The 19,305-nt window shown below is 47.6% G+C and carries 19 protein-coding genes and 1 tRNA gene; 10 read left to right on the top strand and 10 right to left on the bottom strand.

Features of this window, described 5'->3' with window-relative positions; all coding sequences use genetic code 11:
• Positions 1 to 57: 57 nt before the first annotated feature.
• Entirely contained in the window at positions 58 to 357 is a 300-nt protein-coding gene (locus QZW47_RS07225) for a hypothetical protein (protein WP_293125531.1), read from the top strand.
• 50 nt (positions 358 to 407) lie between these two features.
• Entirely contained in the window at positions 408 to 686 is a 279-nt protein-coding gene (locus QZW47_RS07230; RefSeq protein WP_293125533.1) for a flagellar alpha dynein, read from the top strand.
• 210 nt (positions 687 to 896) lie between these two features.
• On the opposite strand, the gene QZW47_RS07235 is transcribed toward QZW47_RS07230, so the two are convergent.
• A tRNA-Arg gene (locus QZW47_RS07235) sits at positions 897 to 970 on the bottom strand.
• Between the two features lie 1,063 nt (positions 971 to 2,033).
• Here QZW47_RS07235 and QZW47_RS07240 point away from each other — a divergent pair.
• From QZW47_RS07240 to QZW47_RS07250, 3 genes are all read left to right on the top strand, one after another.
• Positions 2,034 to 2,708 (top strand): Npun_F0813 family protein, encoded by a 675-nt coding sequence (locus tag QZW47_RS07240; protein ID WP_293125535.1) that lies wholly within the window; start codon positions 2,034 to 2,036, stop codon positions 2,706 to 2,708.
• Between the two features lie 574 nt (positions 2,709 to 3,282).
• A complete protein-coding gene (locus QZW47_RS07245) occupies positions 3,283 to 4,332 on the top strand; it encodes a hypothetical protein (RefSeq protein WP_293125537.1) in 1,050 nt (349 codons plus the stop codon).
• A gap of 84 nt (positions 4,333 to 4,416) precedes the next feature.
• Entirely contained in the window at positions 4,417 to 5,496 is a 1,080-nt protein-coding gene (locus tag QZW47_RS07250; protein WP_366930819.1) for a hypothetical protein, read from the top strand.
• On the opposite strand, the gene QZW47_RS07255 is transcribed toward QZW47_RS07250, so the two are convergent.
• The 4 genes from QZW47_RS07255 to QZW47_RS07270 form a co-directional block, all read right to left on the bottom strand.
• Positions 5,493 to 5,768, bottom strand: coding sequence for a LapA family protein (locus QZW47_RS07255; protein WP_293125539.1), 276 nt, complete (start codon positions 5,766 to 5,768; stop codon positions 5,493 to 5,495). The genes QZW47_RS07250 and QZW47_RS07255 overlap by 4 nt on opposite strands.
• 192 nt (positions 5,769 to 5,960) lie before the next feature.
• Positions 5,961 to 6,248 (bottom strand): hypothetical protein, encoded by a 288-nt coding sequence (locus QZW47_RS07260; protein WP_293125541.1) that lies wholly within the window; start codon positions 6,246 to 6,248, stop codon positions 5,961 to 5,963.
• A 44-nt stretch (positions 6,249 to 6,292) separates the two neighbouring features.
• On the bottom strand, positions 6,293 to 7,723 hold the full coding sequence (locus QZW47_RS07265) for a phosphoglucomutase/phosphomannomutase family protein (protein ID WP_293125543.1): 1,431 nt from the start codon (positions 7,721 to 7,723) through the stop codon (positions 6,293 to 6,295).
• Positions 7,724 to 7,920: 197 nt separating this feature from the next.
• Entirely contained in the window at positions 7,921 to 8,079 is a 159-nt protein-coding gene (locus tag QZW47_RS07270) for a hypothetical protein (protein ID WP_293125545.1), read from the bottom strand.
• A gap of 559 nt (positions 8,080 to 8,638) precedes the next feature.
• On the opposite strand from QZW47_RS07270, the gene QZW47_RS07275 reads away from it, so the two are divergent.
• Entirely contained in the window at positions 8,639 to 9,733 is a 1,095-nt protein-coding gene (locus QZW47_RS07275; RefSeq protein WP_293125547.1) for a hypothetical protein, read from the top strand.
• 62 nt (positions 9,734 to 9,795) lie between these two features.
• Here QZW47_RS07275 and QZW47_RS07280 read toward each other — a convergent pair whose 3' ends face one another.
• The 3 genes from QZW47_RS07280 to nagA form a co-directional block, all read right to left on the bottom strand.
• The gene (locus QZW47_RS07280; protein ID WP_293125549.1) at positions 9,796 to 10,188 is read right to left on the bottom strand and encodes a DUF423 domain-containing protein; all 393 of its coding nucleotides are present in this window, start codon (positions 10,186 to 10,188) and stop codon (positions 9,796 to 9,798) included.
• A 237-nt stretch (positions 10,189 to 10,425) separates the two neighbouring features.
• Positions 10,426 to 11,112: a magnesium protoporphyrin IX methyltransferase gene (bchM, locus tag QZW47_RS07285; protein WP_293125551.1), complete on the bottom strand. Its 687-nt coding sequence runs from the start codon at positions 11,110 to 11,112 to the stop codon at positions 10,426 to 10,428.
• A gap of 256 nt (positions 11,113 to 11,368) precedes the next feature.
• Positions 11,369 to 12,598, bottom strand: a complete 1,230-nt coding sequence (gene nagA / locus QZW47_RS07290; protein ID WP_293125553.1) for an N-acetylglucosamine-6-phosphate deacetylase — start codon at positions 12,596 to 12,598, stop codon at positions 11,369 to 11,371.
• 211 nt (positions 12,599 to 12,809) lie between these two features.
• On the opposite strand from nagA, the gene purE reads away from it, so the two are divergent.
• Together purE and QZW47_RS07300 are read left to right on the top strand one after the other, a co-directional pair.
• Positions 12,810 to 13,331: a 5-(carboxyamino)imidazole ribonucleotide mutase gene (gene purE / locus QZW47_RS07295; protein ID WP_293125555.1), complete on the top strand. Its 522-nt coding sequence runs from the start codon at positions 12,810 to 12,812 to the stop codon at positions 13,329 to 13,331.
• A 74-nt stretch (positions 13,332 to 13,405) separates the two neighbouring features.
• Positions 13,406 to 15,016: an ammonium transporter gene (locus tag QZW47_RS07300; RefSeq protein ID WP_293125557.1), complete on the top strand. Its 1,611-nt coding sequence runs from the start codon at positions 13,406 to 13,408 to the stop codon at positions 15,014 to 15,016.
• Between the two features lie 36 nt (positions 15,017 to 15,052).
• Here QZW47_RS07300 and QZW47_RS07305 read toward each other — a convergent pair whose 3' ends face one another.
• Positions 15,053 to 15,301, bottom strand: a complete 249-nt coding sequence (locus tag QZW47_RS07305; protein ID WP_293125559.1) for a hypothetical protein — start codon at positions 15,299 to 15,301, stop codon at positions 15,053 to 15,055.
• A gap of 301 nt (positions 15,302 to 15,602) precedes the next feature.
• Here QZW47_RS07305 and QZW47_RS07310 point away from each other — a divergent pair, with 301 nt between their 5' ends.
• On the top strand, positions 15,603 to 16,469 hold the full coding sequence (locus QZW47_RS07310; RefSeq protein ID WP_293125632.1) for an SGNH/GDSL hydrolase family protein: 867 nt from the start codon (positions 15,603 to 15,605) through the stop codon (positions 16,467 to 16,469).
• A 534-nt stretch (positions 16,470 to 17,003) separates the two neighbouring features.
• Positions 17,004 to 18,449 (top strand): ammonium transporter, encoded by a 1,446-nt coding sequence (locus tag QZW47_RS07315; RefSeq protein WP_293125561.1) that lies wholly within the window; start codon positions 17,004 to 17,006, stop codon positions 18,447 to 18,449.
• Positions 18,450 to 18,745: 296 nt separating this feature from the next.
• Here the strand turns inward: QZW47_RS07315 and QZW47_RS07320 are convergent, their stop codons facing one another.
• Entirely contained in the window at positions 18,746 to 19,204 is a 459-nt protein-coding gene (locus tag QZW47_RS07320) for a GxxExxY protein (RefSeq protein WP_366930820.1), read from the bottom strand.
• Positions 19,205 to 19,305 lie beyond the last annotated feature (101 nt).

Consider the following 19,305-nt stretch of genomic DNA (forward strand, 5'->3'; position numbering starts at 1 on the left):
TGACACTGTAGACAATTCTGAGTTATTGTAGACAAAAGATGTTTACAGGTGTCTACAATGAGTCAAAGTCAAGTCATATCATTCAGAGTTTCCGGTCACTTCCTGAACTGGATAGAAGCTCAGAAGCTAGATGGTGAGTCGATAAATCAAGCTGCACAACGCATTCTCAAGGAAGTCTCAGGGGTGTCTACAGGTTGTATACAAGATGTGTATACTTCAAGCAATGATAGCGTCGTGTCTACAGGTGTATCTACAATTCCCGTTGAAACTGTAGACAAGCTGGTATCGGATCGCCTTGACCCGGTAGTTGAACAAATAGCTGCTCTAGAGGAACGGCTGGGAAAATTGAGTGCCTGAGAGAATCCACTGCCGACCGAGAACGGGAAGCAGAAACTCTCAGGCAAGAATTGAAAGCGGCCAACAAGCAACTCGCAGAATGGGACAAGGAACTGAATCAGTTACACGAGCGCAACGGCGACTTGGTTCTAAAGGTTCAGATGCTGGAGCAAGAACTCAAGGAAGCACGGCGCGATCGGGAAGAAAATAAAAACTCAGCTCCGACCGTTGCAGAATTTCCAGAGGCCGCCGATTTGCTTAACCAGTTGAAGGCCAGACGTAAAAAGTCTGGGGCTAGTTTGACCGATATGCAAACAGTGTTGGACATACTCAGCCACTCAGAAGAGTAGGACTGAGCTAAAGATGAGCGGAAAACTAGACTTTCGATAGCTTAGTCAGCCTAAAACCTTTACTGGGTAAAGTGTTTATCTAATGGGTACGGCAGGACTTGAACTACTCAGCCACTCAGAAGAGTAGGACTGAGCTAAAGATGAGCGGAAAACTAGACTTTCGATAGCTTAGTCAGCCTAAAACCTTTACTGGGTAAAGTGTTTATCTAATGGGTACGGCAGGACTTGAACCTGCGGCTCGCTGCTTAGAAGGCAGCTACTCTATCCAACTGAGTTACGCACCCAACTCAAAAATTGCTAACAAGATTATTGTATCGGTGTAGTGTGCGATCGAGCAAGTAAATATCTAATGACTTACCCAAAAATCGTTGGACGTAGACAAAATAAGGCGTGTAGGTGCCGAAGGCATCGAGGCAAAACAACCGAGGCGACGGGTGCGCCCGTCCCTGAAACCGGACGTGCGCCCGATTTCCGGCACAGACTCAAGTCTCAAAGCGGTTTTTGAGGCTAAGTTGACAGCAAAGAGCTTCAGAGTCAACCCTACTGCCGAGAACAAAGGGTTAAAATATTTATACCGAGTAAGTAGATTCGATCGCGATCGGCGTGCAAAAAGGTCGAACAAGATGCCACAATTATTTAAATTTGTTAAGAATAATCGTTAAAAAATCGCTAACAGCTTCAAAAGCAATAGTTGTAAGCTGGTGGCGCACAGAGCCTTGCTCTATCCGAATCTACGCCCTGTGCCCACAACTAGGAGGCGACTCCAGCAGCTTGAGACAAAAAGCATAGCCTCTGGAATTAGTTCTAGTTGAATGGTAAAACACAAGATAAGTTTAGCCAAGTTTTGTATAGCGCTTGAGCCACAGTGACTGCTTTGCTGATATGTAGTTAGATTTGCTAATATCCTGCTCCAGTCGATCTTTGAGAAAAATGTGGTAGAACTAGGATTGAAAGACGAAAGACTCAGGTGAAAATCCCTGATGGTACGGAGCCTCCATAATCAGCTTCCTCTACGGCATCAAAGCAAAACAGTCAATCGCCCGATCGAGACGAGCACGAAAATCAAGCGTTGCCAGTACAGCAGTCATAAGTTGTGGGCGGGGGACTTTCCTTCGTGGGTTGGTTGATACTTCAAGGTTGAGACAATTTCAACTGAGATATTTGTCAGCAAATGCTCGCAAAAAAGTATCGAAACGCTTGATGATAGAAGCATCTCTGGGTGATTGGGAGCAGTCCAGCTTTCTTTATTTAAGTGGACTCGCTGAATCAAGACTCCCCAAGCCTAAAAACTTGGGGAGTCTCAAAAGCACAGCACCTCGGCCATGACAGGAGTCAAATCGCAGTGTCATGTTTATTCTGAAACGGCAGGATGTTGAAATAACCAATTTTCAACACCCAAAACGGGACCAACAAATTCCCATTCTCAATTATCAGGGGCAGACTTTTCGCCTGATCAGCGCTTTCAACGGCAAGCAAGCAGAAGACGCCAGAGCCTTGTGGCGGGATTTAACCGACAACCGAGGCAAAGCCTGTGTTCTGCTAGAAGAGCCCGATAGATACAGCGTCTGGGGAAAAGTTCGTTTGGATCAGCTTGCAGGTGAAGAACCAGCAGGTACAGAATCGGCGAAAGCACCACTGTTCGCACAGGGTTGTCTGCTGCTCCTCCAAGCTGTTTACTTCGATGTAGAAGACCTCTTAGGCGCAAGGCAAGCGGCATCGTTTCAGAAAGATATCGCCAAGGTTTTTCAGCAGGGAAAATTCCCCCAGGCCGACTCCCCGGATGCGATCAAAAATTGGCTGACGGTTAGTCCCTTGCAAAATCATAAGGTGCCGCCTTGGCAAGAGCAGCATCTCAAGACCTTATTGCAAGAACTCTACCGTTTGGGCAAATCATATTTTGGCGATACGGGCTTCGCTGAGGGAGTGAGTGATGTGCTGCAAGATATGCCAGCACCGGATCGCACTCAGTTTCTAGATTGGCTGAAACAATCAGCCCTCAACAAATTGTGGATAGCAGCATAGAAAATCTCGCACAATTGCTAGCGACAATTGAGCCAAGATAATCGAGCTGAGATACATAATTGCACCGTAGGGGCTAGGCGATATACAGGTGAGATTGCCAACAAAAGATTGACCAACCCTTGGTCTATCAACTTGTTTAGTCGGTTTGGATGCCACCTAAAGTGTGGCAATTAAACTAAATGTCGATCGCAGTACCCACCCAAAATCTATTGAGATGACAGGGGCCCGGCGAAAGCACAAAAACAGAGACAGCACAAGTTGAGGGTAAAATTTAAGAGAGAAATTTGGTGGTCTAAAAACCTTAATGGTTGAGACATAAACCGTATTTCTATCATCAATTTCCGGCAAAAAGAGAGGCTGACGACTAATTTTTTTAAATTAGTAACAGACATATGATTTTTGTTTAGTCTTGATCGAGCGTACGAGGGCAAAAGTCCGGAGTACGCGCTGAGGGCGCCAGTTTTGCCGGAAGCGTCAGTTCAAGGTTTTGTGGCGAAAGAATCCTCATCTACAATAATAATCAAAAATTGAGATGGGGTGCGTTCAACCGCTAGTTAGGTCTCGTGAAATCCCTATGAGTAGCACTTCAGAAAAGTCATCTACATCTCCATCTTTACTGTCAGCTCAGACCCTAGTGATTGTGGGAATTGTCTGGGCTGTAATGGCGTTGCTGTTCTTTTTACTGTTCAGCGTCCCGCTTTCAGAAGACAAAGGTTTACCGCTTTGGTACCGAATCGGCACTTATATTTTTGAATGCGGAGCATACCTGGGAGCGTCTTTAGTTTGTTTCAGAAACTGGAAAAGCCCCCACATGGTCAGCGGGCGCAACGTCTGGCTGGGCATCGGTCTGGGGATGCTCTTCTATTTTATCGCCGGGGTGCTATTTGGTATTTGGGAACTGTATTTCGAGGTCAGCCCTGACGTAAGTCCAGCAGATGCGTTTTATCTGGGTAGCTATGTAGTGCTGATTGGAGGCATGGTCATAGCTGTGAGTTCTAAGCGCCTAAATCTAGAAATTTGGCAGTGGGGTTTGTTAGCGGGAATTGCAGCCTTTGGGATTGTTGTAGCTATCTGGGTTGCTGCACCTGACTCTTGGAGGGCACAGCTAGGAATGGGTGTTCCCGCCCAGGAAGTCGTGACAGGAGCTGCACCAACCGAAAAAGGAAAAGGAAAAGCCCCGGCTATAGAAAATTCGTCTCAGTCAAAAGCAAAAGCAGCCACGGCTGCTAAACCCGCAGCCGAAGAAGAAACAGAATCAAGTAAAGCTCCCGCATGGGTGATGGCACTTGACGAGCAACTGTCGCCTTACGCCTATGCAATCAATTTGTTTTACATAGTCGGGGACGTTTTTCTGCTGATTATTGCTACTGCGTTGCTGCTGGCGTTTTGGGGAGGACGTTTTTCCCAATCCTGGAGGATGATTGCGGCGGCAACTTTTTCGCTTTACATCGCTGATATGTACTTTAAATGGCGGGATACTCAGGCTGAAGGTGCTTATCAAAGTGGCAGTTTGCTGGAAGTGTTTTTTGTTTTCAGCGCCATCCTCTTTGGAATAGGAGCTATCTTGGAACATGACATCTCAACCCGTTCGCGCCAGAGCAGGCGGACTCGCCGCGCCGCTTAGCGATTGGAGATTGGGGTTGCCGAAGCAAGCAGGGACGCGAAAGCTTTTTTAGCCTTGTCGGCTTCTGTCAACTCCCAATCGAAGATGAAAATATCACTGTTCGCCGATCGCACTTGCTGCGTCTTTTCACGTCTTTTTGCTGGAAAACTTGGCATGACGCCCACAAAACTCTCGGATTCAGACAAACGCGAACTCCTCAGGCTGTACCGACAGTCCGATGAGAATACGATCGCTCTGGCCAAGCGCTACGGAGTGAGCAGTTCGACTGTCAGGCGCATCCTTCAGGGCGCTTTGTCAGAGCCGGAATACGAACTTTTACTCCATAAAAAACAAAAGCGTTTGTCCGATCTCCGCAGCGATTCTGAACCGACACAGGCCAACGCCGCGCCGGCGACAGAGTGCGAAACCGCTCCGGCGGCCGGTGCGCCCCTGTCCGAGTCAGTGGGTGTCCCGCAGTCTGTCGCCAATTCCAAGCCGACAATCCGACAGCGTGCTGTACCAGCGGCCAAACCAAGCCCAGAACTCGAAATCCCAGCAACTTTACAGTCGGATTTGCAGGTTTCAGATTTACCAGCTCCCGCGGCGCCCAATCTTGCTCGTGACAGCCGCCGAGCTGCTGTGACTGGGGAACTGGGAATGCTCGCAGATGAAAATTTTAGCGATTTCGACGAAGATCGGGAGGACGACGGCGAGGATGATGATGATTTAGATGACGACTTCGACGAAGATTTGGAGGATGAAGATTCTCTGTTTGAAGGAAGTCTGCTGGGTGCGATCCAGTCGGGGGAGTCGATCCTCTTCGAGGGCTTCGCTAACGAGCCGAGGGCTACAGGGCCGATTCAAGTTTTGCCTTTAAGTGAAGCCACCCTGCCGAAAATTTGCTATTTAGTAGTCGATCGGGCGGCGGAGTTAATCACTAGACCTCTAAAAGCTTTTGGCGAACTCGGTCAAATTCCGGCGAGCGAAATTCGCGAGAAAACTCTGCCAGTCTTTGACAATCACCGAGTAGCCCGCCGATTTTCTACCAACAATCAAAGAGTTTTCAAAATTCCCGATGGCAGGCTGCTACAAAAAGCTGCGCCTTACTTGCTAGCCAAGGGAATTACTCGGCTGTTGATTGACGGTAAGGTTTATTCGCTCTCTTCTGTACAGGAATTAACTTAATATTCTGCGGTGTCTGACTCTTCGGGATTTGCCTGAAATTGGCCACGGTTCGCTTGGGAATCTGAAAGGTTCCACAGCGGTTGCAGCAGCGCCGCGACGATCAGTCCCGCACTAATGCTCATCGCCAATACTAATCCTACGGGCAATTGTATGGATTTAAAAAAGATAAAGTTTAAGGCTACTGGGGCGGCGTTCTGCACTGAGATTATGCCGATCGCGCTGGCTAAAATTGCGACTAAAAAACTAATGGCGAGCAGAGGAATTGTTTTCATAAAAGGCTTGACAAGCTAATTATTTAACTGATATTATTACTTCATAATATCAGTATTATAATGGAAATATGTCTCAAATTAATATTTTCGCAACCATCCCATTATGAAATAAATATATAATAAAAACATAGTAAAAGTCAAGGAAATACGAAAAAAAAATCGATTTTTTCAATATTCTTCAAAATAAAAAGATTACACATCGCAATTTTTAACAAGTCCCGCTGTACTGCACGTAAATAATTGGCTGCCATCTAAACTAAATTGAATGAGGTTAACGTTACCTGGATGTTGGTAATTTAACGTCACTTCATTTTCCAAATTCGATAATATCGCACTTGGGTCAGCAGCAGCAGCAGCCAGTATTAGTTTGTGGGGATGAAATGCGATCGCCCAAATACCTCTATTACCCTGTTCCAAACAAAGATGATGCACGTTCAGAGGATCTGCAATAGGTAAGGTGCGGGCTGCGCACCCTACCATTTCAAGGCCTGGGGGAAAAACCCCGCATTGGCACAGTTTGAGAGTTAAACAGGTTGTAAGTGGGAAATTACCTTTTCCATGTATTCGGCAACTTTGGTTTCTTTGTCCGCAGAGTTGGTTTCCATGTAAACGCGCATCAAAGGTTCGGTTCCCGAAGGCCGCAGCAGTACCCAGCCGCCGTCTTCCAGATAAAGTTTAATCCCGTCTTTGCGTCCGATTTCCTTAACGCCAATACCCGCTATTTCCGTGGGTGGATTCTTGGTAAAAGAGTCCAAAACGGCTGCTTTGTGGGCGTCTTCTAGGTGCAAGTCCAAGCGTTTGTTGAACAGGGGGCCGTCGGCTTCTTTGATGGCTTCTTCGACTAACTGAGAAAGCGGTTTGCCTTCGTAGGCGATCGCCTCAGCAACTAGCATATCAGCCAAAATCCCGTCTTTTTCGGGGATGTGACCCAAAACGCTCAAACCGCCAGACTCTTCGCCACCGATGAGTACGGCTGTTTCCCGCATTTTTTCGCCGATGTATTTAAAGCCGACTGCGGTTTCATAGATGGTTAAACCGTATTTGGCTGCCATATTGTCCAGCAAGTGGGTAGTTGCGACGGTACGGACGATCGCCCCAGTCAAGCCTTTATTCTTAACCAAGTGACGCGCCAACAGCAACAACACGGTGTTTGGAGTCAACACGTTTCCCAACTCATCAACAATACCAAAGCGATCGCTGTCGCCATCGGTAGCCAAACCCAAATCGGCTGCATCCTTCTTTACAGCTTCCACCAACTCGACTAGCTGTTCGCCCTTGGGCTCGGGCATTCCGCCACCAAATAGTACGTCGCGATAGGTGTGAAAACTTTCCACATCGCAGCCGCAGTGTTCCAAAACGCCGTCGAGATAGCCGCGAGAAGTCGAATACAGAGCGTCGTACTTCACCTTCAACTTAGCAGAGCGAATCCGCTCCACATCTATCAAAGTATAAAGAAACTTCAAATATTCGGGTTTCGGGTCAAAAGTGGAGATTTTATCGTTGTGGCTGCCTTTGGCTGGGGCATCAGAAGCACCAGCAATATTTGCCACAATGGTATCAGTAATTTCCGGGGTAGCCGGGCCCGCGTAGTCGGGGATGTATTTGATGCCGCAGTAAGGTGCGGGATTGTGCGAAGCCGTGAACATCAGGGCGCCTGCGGAGTTGAGATGCTTGGCGCTGTAAGCGATGACTGGTGTGGGGCAATCTCGATCGACCACCATCACCGTCCATCCCAAATCTGCCAAAACTTCCGCGGAGGTACGGGCGAACTCGTCTGCCAGAAACCGGGTATCGTAGGATACCAGCACTGGGCGGTCTTTGGTGTAAGCAGTTTCTAGGTAACTGGCGATCGCCCGCGTAACCTTTCGCACGTTGGCAAAAGTAAAGTCATGGGCAATCAGTCCCCGCCACCCATCGGTTCCGAACTTGATTTCTGTTGAATTGCTGGCGCTCATTTTATCCACTTCCTCTCGTCCTACTAATCCTACCCGAAGCCATATCCTTAAAGACGTACTGACCGTGCTGTTTTTGAGGAGCCAGGGCCCGTGGGGCCTCCTCGACCTCATCCCGCAGCTTCCGGGGCGCCCTCATGCTTTCGGCAGAGGCATCGAACCGGGCAGACTTGGTAAAATTTCAAAGCGATCGGGCAAATCTATGGAGATTTTGGTTTGAAAGCGTTGTTGGGCGATCGAACTTTTGGGCGATCGAACTTTTGGGCGATCGGGCCTGTAAGGGATTGCTTAGCTTCCTGATGAAGCTCAGAAAACTGCTCGAAAAAAAAACTGCTCGCCGTAGCATTAACGAGACGCACATAAATTTTATTTATGCTCAGCTCAAATTTAATAATTTATTTATAAAAAGGCCAGGTGCCATGTGTTAAGGTTTCCTAACAACTGCAAGGCAGAAGATAAATTTATTGCTTCACCACCGGAAAATCAATCTAAGTCGCCGATCGATCGTGATGTAGCCTAGATTCTTTAAAAATGTAGGGCGATCCTCTTCGTTGGCTTCGCTAACGACAAAAGCGAGTTCAACTAAAAATATAAAATATCTCAAGGAGTATTTTTTTTCAAGGTATATTTGACTTTAATTCTGAGCTTTTAAGATAAATTAAATTTACTTTTAGGCATCTTTAAAGGTAAATAAAAAAAGCGCTACCGCTCGATCACAATTACGATGTGATCGATCGCACAAGCGATAACGTTATTAACGTGCAACTTATATAAAGTGCAAGCAGTGCAGCTAAATGGCTGATAGTTTTAAGCATAATGGCTGATGACTGTTAGCGTACAAATCCGGAAAATTGTATTTAGGAAAGTTAATAATCAGGGGAATCAATCGGTGCTAATTCACAAAAAACGAGGTTTCTCATGACAGGTATTTTACAAGGATATTCAAAGTCTTTAGCTGTAGCAGATGACATTCCACAGGGACAGAGTTTTGCCCCGCAGGAGATCACAGGCTCGGACAATCAACAATTGCCAGAGACTAAAGGCGTCAACGTTTCTTCTTTGGCGGTTAGCTGGGCAAAAAAATATTACAGTACAATCGCGGCACGAGAAAATCAAGCACATCGCCAAATTCCTCAAAGTCCAGAATCAAGCAATTTTGAGAGTAATCGAGCCAAGATAGTTGACAAATTAACAGAAACACTGAAAGTAGCCAGCGAGATAGCTTGGGGTAAAGTAGAAGCGGTTTTAGGGGAACAAATAGAGCGGCACGCGATCGCTCCTAGCTTAATTAATCGTGAAGAAATTGCCCGCGACACTCGCACCTTATATGGGAAAGCAATAGACGCTTACGGCGATAGAGAACCTGTTTTCCGCTTGTCTGTGCTGGTGGGGAAAGATATTGTCCGAATCAGGCGCAAATACTCAGAGACAGATCCGCTAGTGCTGGGATTTGTGACGTTGGAGTTTCAATATACTAGCAAAATCTTGTTAGGATGTCTTTCGGAGTCAGAGCGATCGGAATTTGCACCCTATTTAAAAGTTGTAGACGACTACCTGCACATTCCCCACGGAGAGATTAACGAGGCTGCGGCGGATCACGCACCCAATTCAAAAGCTTTGTTAGCGGTTCAGCATTTGTTGCAGCAGACGACTCAAATTGCTAGTGCAGTGTACGATCGCGCTAGCGCCCAGCATCAAGGATACCGCAGCAACAGCGGTTATTTGACCGATCGGGATGTCAAAATTTCAGGTATCCGGGATGTGGAAATTTTTCAAAGCTATCTGTGCTGGTGCGTTTTAACAGGAAGCATTGGCCCGGTACAACAAGAATTGTTCCCAATTTGCGTGATGCTCTACCCGAAACTTCATGTAAGTTGGGAGTTAGTCCAAGATATGCTGCTAATTTTGTTTTGGGAAATATCCGATCGCCTCCCGGCTGCGGATGTTATGGTATTTTTACCTTACTTGCGTACCCTGACAGAGATGTTTTCCAGCCATGTGTTTGAAAATTAGGGAATTGGGAATTGGGAATTGGGAATTGGTAATCGGTAATTGGCTCAAAATTTACTAATTAGTTATTTTAAAGTCAAAGCTGCAATTGCCAAGCAACCCCAACCGAAAATAAAAGCAACTCCGCCCAGCGGCGTAATTGCACCCAGCCATTTAATGTCAGTCAAACTCAGGGCGTACAAACTGCCTGAAAAGACGATCGTACCCGCAATAAAAGCCCATCCAGCGGCTGCAAAAAAGGTTTGAGACTCTTGGAGGCTGTTTAACAACAAAGCGACGAGTAATAGAGCCAGAGCATGGTACATTTGATAGCGGGCGCCGGTCTCAAAAATTGCTAAAGCTCGATCGCTCAATTGATTTTTCAAAGCGTGGGAGGCAAAAGCCCCGCCCGCAACTGATAAACCTCCGAATACGGCTGCGGCTGCTATGAAAATGCGCGTTATGATTAGGGTTGACATAATAGTTTTTTATTAGGAATTGGGAATTGGGTGGTAAGTTAACATCAATAAAGTTATTTTATAAGTCTTTGATTGGTCAACCGCAGATATCAGGCTGATAGACGCGGATAAACGCAGATATTTTCAAGAGATAAAGGTGAATGAATACAATTTGTCTATTAATTTAAATCTGCGAAGAAAGGTGCGGAGCGCGCACCTTGGGTTTATGCTAAATTAGCTTTTGCAGATATTTCTAGTTTATTTTCGCACAGCTTCTAGCAAGCGAGAATAGTAAAAGCTAGTGCTATTCATGGCTGTTCTGTTAATCACAAAACCGTTGCTTTCTAGGATTTTGATAATATCTGCTTCCCGGTGCTGGTAAGCGCGGGTAGTTTTGCTAGGGCCCGGGAAAAGTTCGCCAAATTTTTTGAGGGCGGTAAGTGCTAAAGTTTTGGGGGCAAAACTGAGAATTAGTCGCGATTGGGCGATCGAACTTAGGTGTGCGATCATTTCTGAGGCCTTACTTTGAGGATAGTGGATCAGCACGTCCAGACAAATAACCGTGTGAAATTTGCCCGTTAAAGCTTCCAAATCTTGAGCGGCGAAGGATATGTTGTACAGCTTCCCAGGAACGGCTGTCGATCGATCGTAGGCTTCTGCTACCATCTTGTCAGAGATATCGCTAGCACAAACAATTGCTCCAGCCTCAGCCAGGGGAATGCTCAGAGAGCCTACACCGCAGCCAGCATCGCAGATACTCAGCCCGGGCAAATTGCCGTCTGCTTGCAGCCAGTCGATGACTGTATCCACTGTTTTCTGGTGCCCGGTGCGGATGTCTAGCTGCACTTTGTTGACTTTGCCGTCGCCGTAAATTCGCTGCCAGCGATCGAATCCTGTCGAGTTAAAATACTGTTTAACTATAGTCTTGTCGTCTACCAAATTCATCTGTTTGCCTGCTGCTGAGTTATTGCCAACGGTTTGATATTATAGCAGTTGACAGTTGACAGTTGACAGTTGACTGTTGACTGCTGACAGAAGAGCCCGCCCGCGGAGTCGAGGGGTTGACAGTTGACAGTTGACTGTTGACTGTTGACTGTTGAACAAAGGAAGAGGGGAAGACGCGAAGAATTGCCCAATTCCGAATTCCGAATTCCGAATTCCCAATTCCCAATTCCCAATTCCCCAATCTAAAATCTAAAATCTAAAATAGTCTGTGCCAAGTCAATTCTTTGGTTGCTGTGTTTAAATTCCAGCGCAACAATTGACTTGCAGATTGACCGATAATTCCCGGAAGCCCGATCGCCTTTCTGGGAGATTCAGTAGCCAGGGCGATCGCTGTTTGGGCATCGCAAATCCCCCACTTCACCAAATTTTGAACTCCTGCCAACAGCGGTAGAGTTGTACCGGCCAAAGTAGCAGATTCCAGGGGCGAGTGGTAATCCAATCTTACCCAAGCCGTACCTTTTCTGACTTCAATTTGTCGGGAATCCCAAGGATAAACACCATCAGGCAAACCCAAAGGAGCCAAAGCATCGCTGACTAAAAAAACACCTGTTTCGTACCTGCCACCGCGCAGCAAAAAATCGATCATGGTTGGAGAAACGTGCTTGCCATCAGCAATTAAACCGCATTTTACACCCGGATAAACGATCGCTGCTCCCAACAAACCCGGTTCTCGGTGGTGCAAGCTCGGCATCGCATTAAAAGCGTGAGTTACCATAGAAGCTCCTCGATCGAATGCTTGTTGTGCTTGCTCTGCCGTCGCTTGAGAATGTCCGAGACTGACGGCAATTCCCAAACTTTGTAAATAGGGTATGACGGAGCCAGTGCTGTCTAATTCCGGTGCTAAAGTAATTATCTTGACAATATCGGCACAATCTCCTAAAACTTGCTTGACATTTTCTATAGTTAGGGGTAACAAAAACTCAATTGGGTGAGCTCCTCGCTTCTGGGGGTTGAGAAAAGGGCCTTCGAGGTGAACGCCGATAATTTCGGCTCTTTTCGATTGATTGCTGGCAGGAGCAGCGGTTTTTGCACTGCGGATATAATCAGCTATCGCCCTGAGCGATCGTCTAAACTTATCCAGAGAAGTTGTCACCAAAGTCGGCACAAAAGCATCGACTCCCTGATACCATAAAAATTGACAAATTTTCGGTAAAACTTCAATATCTTTGCTTTCTAAATCGGGGAAAGCCCAACCAAGGGCGCCGTTAATCTGCAAGTCAACACCGCCCAGAGAAATCAAATCGCCTGCTGCATCCAGCACTTGCAAATTCTCAGGAGCAATCCGTTTAAATACGGCGTCCATCGGACAAACTTTTTGAATTATGCCGGCTTCGTCAACAGCCAGCATTTGCAAATCCTTGCAGCCGGGAAGGCGAGCATTGAGAATATCTGTATTAGTAGCAGTTGGGGTTGTGGCTTCAGTCATCCGATTTTAGATTTTAGATTTTAGATTTTAGATTGGCTCGCCTCGATACATCTGCGGGCTGGTGATGAGGATGCGGAGCTTTTTGCTGTCAGTAGGGTGACGGGCGACCAAATTGCTTTCAAGGGTCAGTTTTGCTACAAAATATCTTAATTTGAGTTAACGGCATAATTTAAAATTACCATTAATCTGAAATCTCATATCTAAAAATTGCATGAATCAACCGACAGTTGGAATTATCATGGGCAGCGATTCGGATTTGCCAACCATGTCTGAAGCGATCGCAGTTTGCGAAGAATTTAACGTACCGTGCTCGGTAGCGATTGTCTCCGCCCACCGCACCCCCGAGCGCATGGTAGAATACGCCCAAACCGCCCACGATCGAGGCTTGAAAGTCATTATCGCAGGTGCAGGAGGAGCGGCGCACCTCCCGGGCATGGTAGCATCTTTAACACCGTTGCCGGTGATTGGTGTCCCCGTGCCCAGCCGTCACCTGCAAGGGGTAGATTCGTTGTACTCGATCGTCCAAATGCCAGCCGGCATACCCGTAGCAACAGTGGCGATCGGCAATGCTAAAAATGCTGGCTTGCTGGCAATTCAAATATTAGCAGTTTCCCAGCCTCAATTGCTAGAGCGAATCTTGGATTACCGCAAAACTTTGTCCGAATCTGTAATGAAAAAACAAACTCAGCTAGAAGAGCTAGGCTATCAGAAATACCTCAAGATGAACAAATAATCTCTAAACTTGTGTAGTACAATTGAAAAATTTTCGGAATCTTGGTGAGCTGATTAGTTGTAAAGAGGGTGAAAATGATTAAAATGACTGTCGGAAAGAAAAAGTCGAAACAAGTCAGGCAGGAGTCTTTAAATTTGCCAGCAGCTAAAATTTTGACGAAAGCCAACAGGTTCAAAAAATTACAAAGGACGATCGCCCGCCTGAGTCCGAGCTGGCAAGCCTGCATACCTTTAGCGGTTATCATCGTCTTCATTTGGGGATATGCGGCGGTAGCCCAAACCCCTCCCAAGCAGACTACAGAGGAACAATTGGCCAGCCTCAAGGTGGGCATGGATACCATGTGGGTGATGGTCGCTGGAATGCTAGTGTTCTTTATGAACGCCGGTTTCGGGATGTTGGAAACGGGTTTTTGCCGGCAGAAAAATGCAGTTAACGTGCTAGCAAAAAATCTGATTGTATTTGCCCTTTCGACGATCGCATTTTGGGCGATCGGCTTTGCATTAATGTTCAGCAACGGCAACGGTTTTATCGGCAGCAGCGGCGGATATTTCCTATGGAATGTAGCTGATAACAGCCCCGCCACAGGAGATGCTTATCAAGGCATTTTCAAAGCCTTAAACTGGACGGGAGTCCCCCTCAACGCTAAATTCTTTTTCCAATTAGTCTTTGCCGGAACTGCTGCCACGATCGTTTCTGGGGCCGTTGCAGAGCGGATTAGATTCCTCGACTTCTTAATTTTCAGCTTGCTGCTAGTCGGCATTGCTTACCCGATTACCGGACACTGGATTTGGGGCGGTGGCTGGCTGCAAACAGCAGGTTTCTACGATTTTGCCGGTTCGGCAGTAGTTCACTCGGTAGGCGGTTGGGCTGCTTTGATGGGAGCGGCATTTCTCGGGCCGCGGATCGGCAAGTACCGTAACGGCGATACTGTGGCGATGCCGGGACACAATATGAGCATTGCCACCCTCGGCTGTTTGATTCTATGGTTGGGTTGGTTCGGGTTCAATCCCGGTTCGACAATGGCTGTCGATCCCAATGCGATCGCCCACATTGCCATCACCACCAACACCGCCGGCGCCTTCGGAGGCGTTGCTGCGACGATTACAGCTTGGCTGTACCTCGGTAAACCTGACCTTTCGATGATTATCAACGGCATCCTCGCCGGTTTAGTCGGGGTGACAGCGAGCTGCGCTTGGGTCAACATACCCAATTCTGCCATTATCGGTGCGATCGCAGGTATCCTGGTAGTCTTCGCAGTAACATTCTTCGACAATTTGAAAATTGACGACCCTGTAGGTGCAACTTCAGTTCACTTAGTCTGCGGTATTTGGGGCACTCTGGCAGTTGGCTTGTTTGCTGACGGCCCTACAACTGGAATTTATACCGCTGGGCCGAAAGCGGGATTGTTCGTAGGCGGAGGTTTCGATCAATTACTACCACAGTTGATGGGTATTATCTCTGTAGGGGGCATGACAGTGCTGCTGAGTACGATTTTTTGGGCTGCACTCAAAGCTTTGCTGGGTATCCGCGTTTCTGCTGTTGAGGAAGCCGAAGGTTTGGATATCGGCGAACACGGGATGGAAGCTTACACCGGGTTCGTGAAGGAAACGAGCTCGGGAAACCGAACTGAGGGCGGCTACGGCGGTTATTCTGGGGGTGCTGGAGACAGGACTACCAAACTTTAGATCTAAAACTCTCAAGGGTGGGACGATCGACTTTCTTCAGTTTTCTAGCCCTAGATCGGCAATTTGTACATCTAGGGCTAGATTCTGAAAAACCACACTTTGAAATCGATCGCCCACAGATGCAGTGGCGATCGCACGACGGGAGCCTTTTAAACCCGGTTTATCCGGATGGCGCTGCTTGCTAAAATCGCGCAATGACTTTAACAAACCGAGTTGATGCGTCCAGGATAGGAAAGAAAAAAATGTAACTGTATAAAAGCTGTAAATGCTGATGTAGTAAATCATTCCCCAATTTAAAATCTAAAATCTAAAATCTAAAATCCAAAATCCCTTGATTTCTGGGCGAGAAAGTTTGGCAGGCAGATTTTTTATGGTAGAGTAGTGCGAAAAAGCAAAGTTCTGCATCGCCGCCGCGCCCAACACAGCACAGTGCTTGATTCTTACAAGAATTGAGGCTTTAATTTAGCGGTAAAATTTGATGCAGCAACGAGTGCCAATTATTCGGTGTGATGCCTGCAAATCGCTTGAGTTTATGGAGAAGTTTGGAGGAGTTAGCAGAAGTAGAGCTCATAAATCCCTCTTAGGGATGGAGGTGAGCCGATCGAAAAAAGTCCCGGTTTGGGCTTTGCTATCTCTGCTGGCGAACGGATTTCTGATCGTCACAGTCGCTCAACTAATCGCTAGGGGAAACAACTTGACGGAAACCTCCCCTGCTAGTGCAGCGATGACAGCACCCGGGAGCACAGAGGAATTAATTCGCTCCGTAATGCCCACCAACTCTGCAAAGCCAGTCCTAGACGTACCCGTTCCCGGGCCGCGACACAAATGGTCTTACCAGCAGTGGGTGACGCAGTTGGGCCGGGAAGCTGAGGCGGCAGCGACAAATCGCCCCCCAAAACTGAGTGTTTTGGCTGGGGATTCTCTGAGTATGTGGTTTCCCACGAAGCTGCTACCGATCGATCGCATTTGGCTAAATCAAGGGATTTCCGGCGAAACTTCCGTGGGTTTGCTAAAGCGATTGCAGTTGTTCGATCGCACTGAACCCGAGACGGTGTTTGTGATGATCGGGATTAACGATTTGTTGCGGGGTGCCAGCGACGAAGGAATTTTGGACAACCAGCGCCAGATTATCCGCGATTTGCGGTGGGCGCACCCAAAAGCACAAGTGGTGGTGCAGTCGATATTGCCACACAGTGGGGAACAAGCAACTTGGGAAAATCGCGATCGGCTGCTGGCAATACCCAACAGTCGAATTCGCGCCATCAATCGGCGCCTCAAAGAAATTGCTAATTCCGAAAATGTTTCTTATCTCGACTTGCAGCCACTGTTTGCGGATGCTGACGGCAATTTGCCAACCGAACTCAGCACAGACGGCTTGCACCTGAACGATCGAGGTTATCTCGTTTGGCGATCGGCCTTGCAAATGTTCGGGCAAATACAGTTAAAAAATTAGTCAGTTGTCAGTTGTCAGCTTGCCCCGAGCGAAGCCGAGGGGTTGTCAGTTGTCAGTTGTCAGCTTGCCCCGAGCGAAGCCGAGGGGTTGTCAGTTGTCATTAATGCTGTTCCCGCGATCGAACGTCCAACGTCGGGCCGTCATCAGTCAGATGTTGAAGCAAAAAGGAAGATTTTCCCTCTCTCCCCGTCTCTGCACCTCCCCGATTACTCTGCTTCTACTGCTGATGTCAAGTACCTGCGGATAGATTAAGAAAATATGATATATAAATATTTAGTATATTGTGATACAGAATTATCATAACTACAAATGGTGGAATCCAAAAGGCACATAGTATTGGATAGATACTTGACGAATTTAGATGAGTCCGGCTATAGGAAGTCGGGGAGTTGAGGATTTGGGAATTATCTATAAAAGATTTGTTCCGCTAAAACAGGGACTTAAAACCAAATAACTATTGCATCTAAAATCCTCGCATCTAAAATCGGCTCGGTCTTTCCAGAAAATTGCTGACTATTAGAAGGTAAAAATAACGTGCTCAAAAAAAGTTTAACGATCGGCATCCTCGCACTGTGGCTGTTAAGCTGGCCGCTGATGAACAATGCGTTAGCTCAAGATGCTCCTGCTGCTGCTCCTGCGGCGGCTGCGGTGGTAGCAAGTCCGATCGACACCGGCGATACAGCCTGGATGTTAATCTCGTCAGCACTGGTACTGCTAATGACACCGGGGCTAGCGTTTTTCTACGGAGGACTGGTGCGATCGCGCAACGTCCTCAACACCATGATGATGAGCTTAGTCATGATGGGACTGATCGGCGTCACGTGGACTCTGTGGGGCTACAGTTTAGCCTTTGACGTTTCCACTCCCACATCCCAAGGCTTTGGTAAAGGGATCGAAACCTTCATCGGCGGGTTCGACTGGATGTTCTTGAACAACGTCGCAGCCGACAAACCAGATCCGATCGGCTACGCACCGACAATACCGCACCAAGTATTCATGGTTTACCAGATGATGTTCGCCATCATCACCCCCGCCTTGATTTCAGGGGCGATCGTCGAACGGGTAACATTCAAAACCTATTTCTGGTTCGTACTGCTGTGGTCAACCTTCATCTACTCACCTTTAGCCCACTGGGTTTGGGGTAGAGGCTGGCTGGGAGCGATCGGAGCATTAGACTTTGCCGGCGGCACAGTCGTACACATCAGTTCCGGGGTATCTGCGGTTGTCGCAGCTTGGGTAATCGGGCCCCGCAAAGACCACTTGAACAAGCCCCACACCCCCCACAACGTACCCTACGTCTTGCTGGGAATTGGGCTGCTGTGGTTCGGCTGGTTTGGATTCAACGGCGGTAGCGCTTTGGGATCGGGTTCCTTAGCAACAGTGGCTTTTGTCACCACCATGATTTCAACCGCAGGCGGCGGCTTAACTTGGACAATACTGGAATGGGTACTCAGAGGCAAACCGACAGCAGTCGGAATTGCGAGCGGCTTCCTAGCAGGATTGGTAGGAATCACACCGGCGGCGGGATATGTCCTGCCAGTAGGGGCGCTATTGATCGGATCGATCACTGCGGTTTGTTGCTTCTTTGCCGTTAGCTTGCGAGCTAAGCTAGGATTTGACGACTCCTTGGATACCTTCCCGGTTCACGGCGTCGGCGGAACTGTAGGCGCGATTTTGACTGGCGTGTTTGCGACTAAAGCGGTTAACGCAGCCGGAAATGACGGGCTGTTTGCCGGAAATCCGGGGCTGCTTGTGACCCAGTTTATCGGCGTTCTAGCTACTTACGTGTTTGCGGCTGTCGGCACTTTTGTGATTTTGAAACTTTTGGGGCAGTTTATGGAACTGAGAGTTGCGTCATCTGCTGAAGACCAAGGTTTGGATATCGGCCAACACGGCGAAGAAGCTTACGGTGAGGATTTTGCTGGCGGTTTCAGTTCCTTTGAATCTGGTTCTCCTTTTTCGCCGAAAAAGGTAGGCTGATTTTATCGATAAGTTCGATCGCGTAGAGATGCAGGTATATGCGTCTCTACGCTTTTTTTTCACCAACCGCGAAGGCGCCAAGAGCGCGAAGGAAGAGGAGGAAGAAGGGTTAAGATCAGAGAATTATCCGTTTGATATCAATTTGTAACCCAACTGTCTCATTCTTGTTTCTTCTTCCTTCGTGTCCTTCGCGTCTTCGCGGTTAATTCGTTCTTGGCTCGGACTTGCCGCTTGTTTTAAGTTTTTTTACGAACCGCGAAGGCGCTAAGAGCGCGAAGGAAGAGCAGGAAGAAGGTTTAAGATGAGAGAATTATGCGTTTGATGCCTTCTTTGAGGATGGGAACGTTGAAGTTGATGAGCAGGCCTAGGGTTTTTTTGGTCATTTTTAGATAGGAGATAACTTGGGCGTCGTGGATGGGGGCTAGCTTTTCGACAGCTTTTAGTTCCACAACTAAGATATCGCCCACCAGAAAGTCTAATTGACCTTCGCCGACTCGATGACCTTTGTAGTTGATTGCTACTGGCTTTCTAGGCTCACAAGGTATCCCCCGCAGCCCAAATTCAACTTCTAAGGATTCTTGATACACTGATTCTAAAAATCCTGGGCCTAACAGCCGATGCACTTCAATGGCGGCCCCAATCGCTCTATAAGCCAACTGTTCCACCTGTTCGCCCAACTGTCTCATTCTTCTTTCTTCTTCCTTTGCGTCCTTTGCGTCTTCGCGGTTCATTGCTTCTTCCCTCTCATTGACCATATAAACACCTTAACCGCTGCTCCCTACTCAAGCAAATAATCCCGATCGCGCCCATACCTTCTAAAATCAAAGGTAATTAACCTAGATTTCAAATCGATACC

Origin of the sequence: Microcoleus sp. bin38.metabat.b11b12b14.051 (assembly GCF_013299165.1) — a bacterium.
Lineage (GTDB): Bacteria > Cyanobacteriota > Cyanobacteriia > Cyanobacteriales > Microcoleaceae > Microcoleus.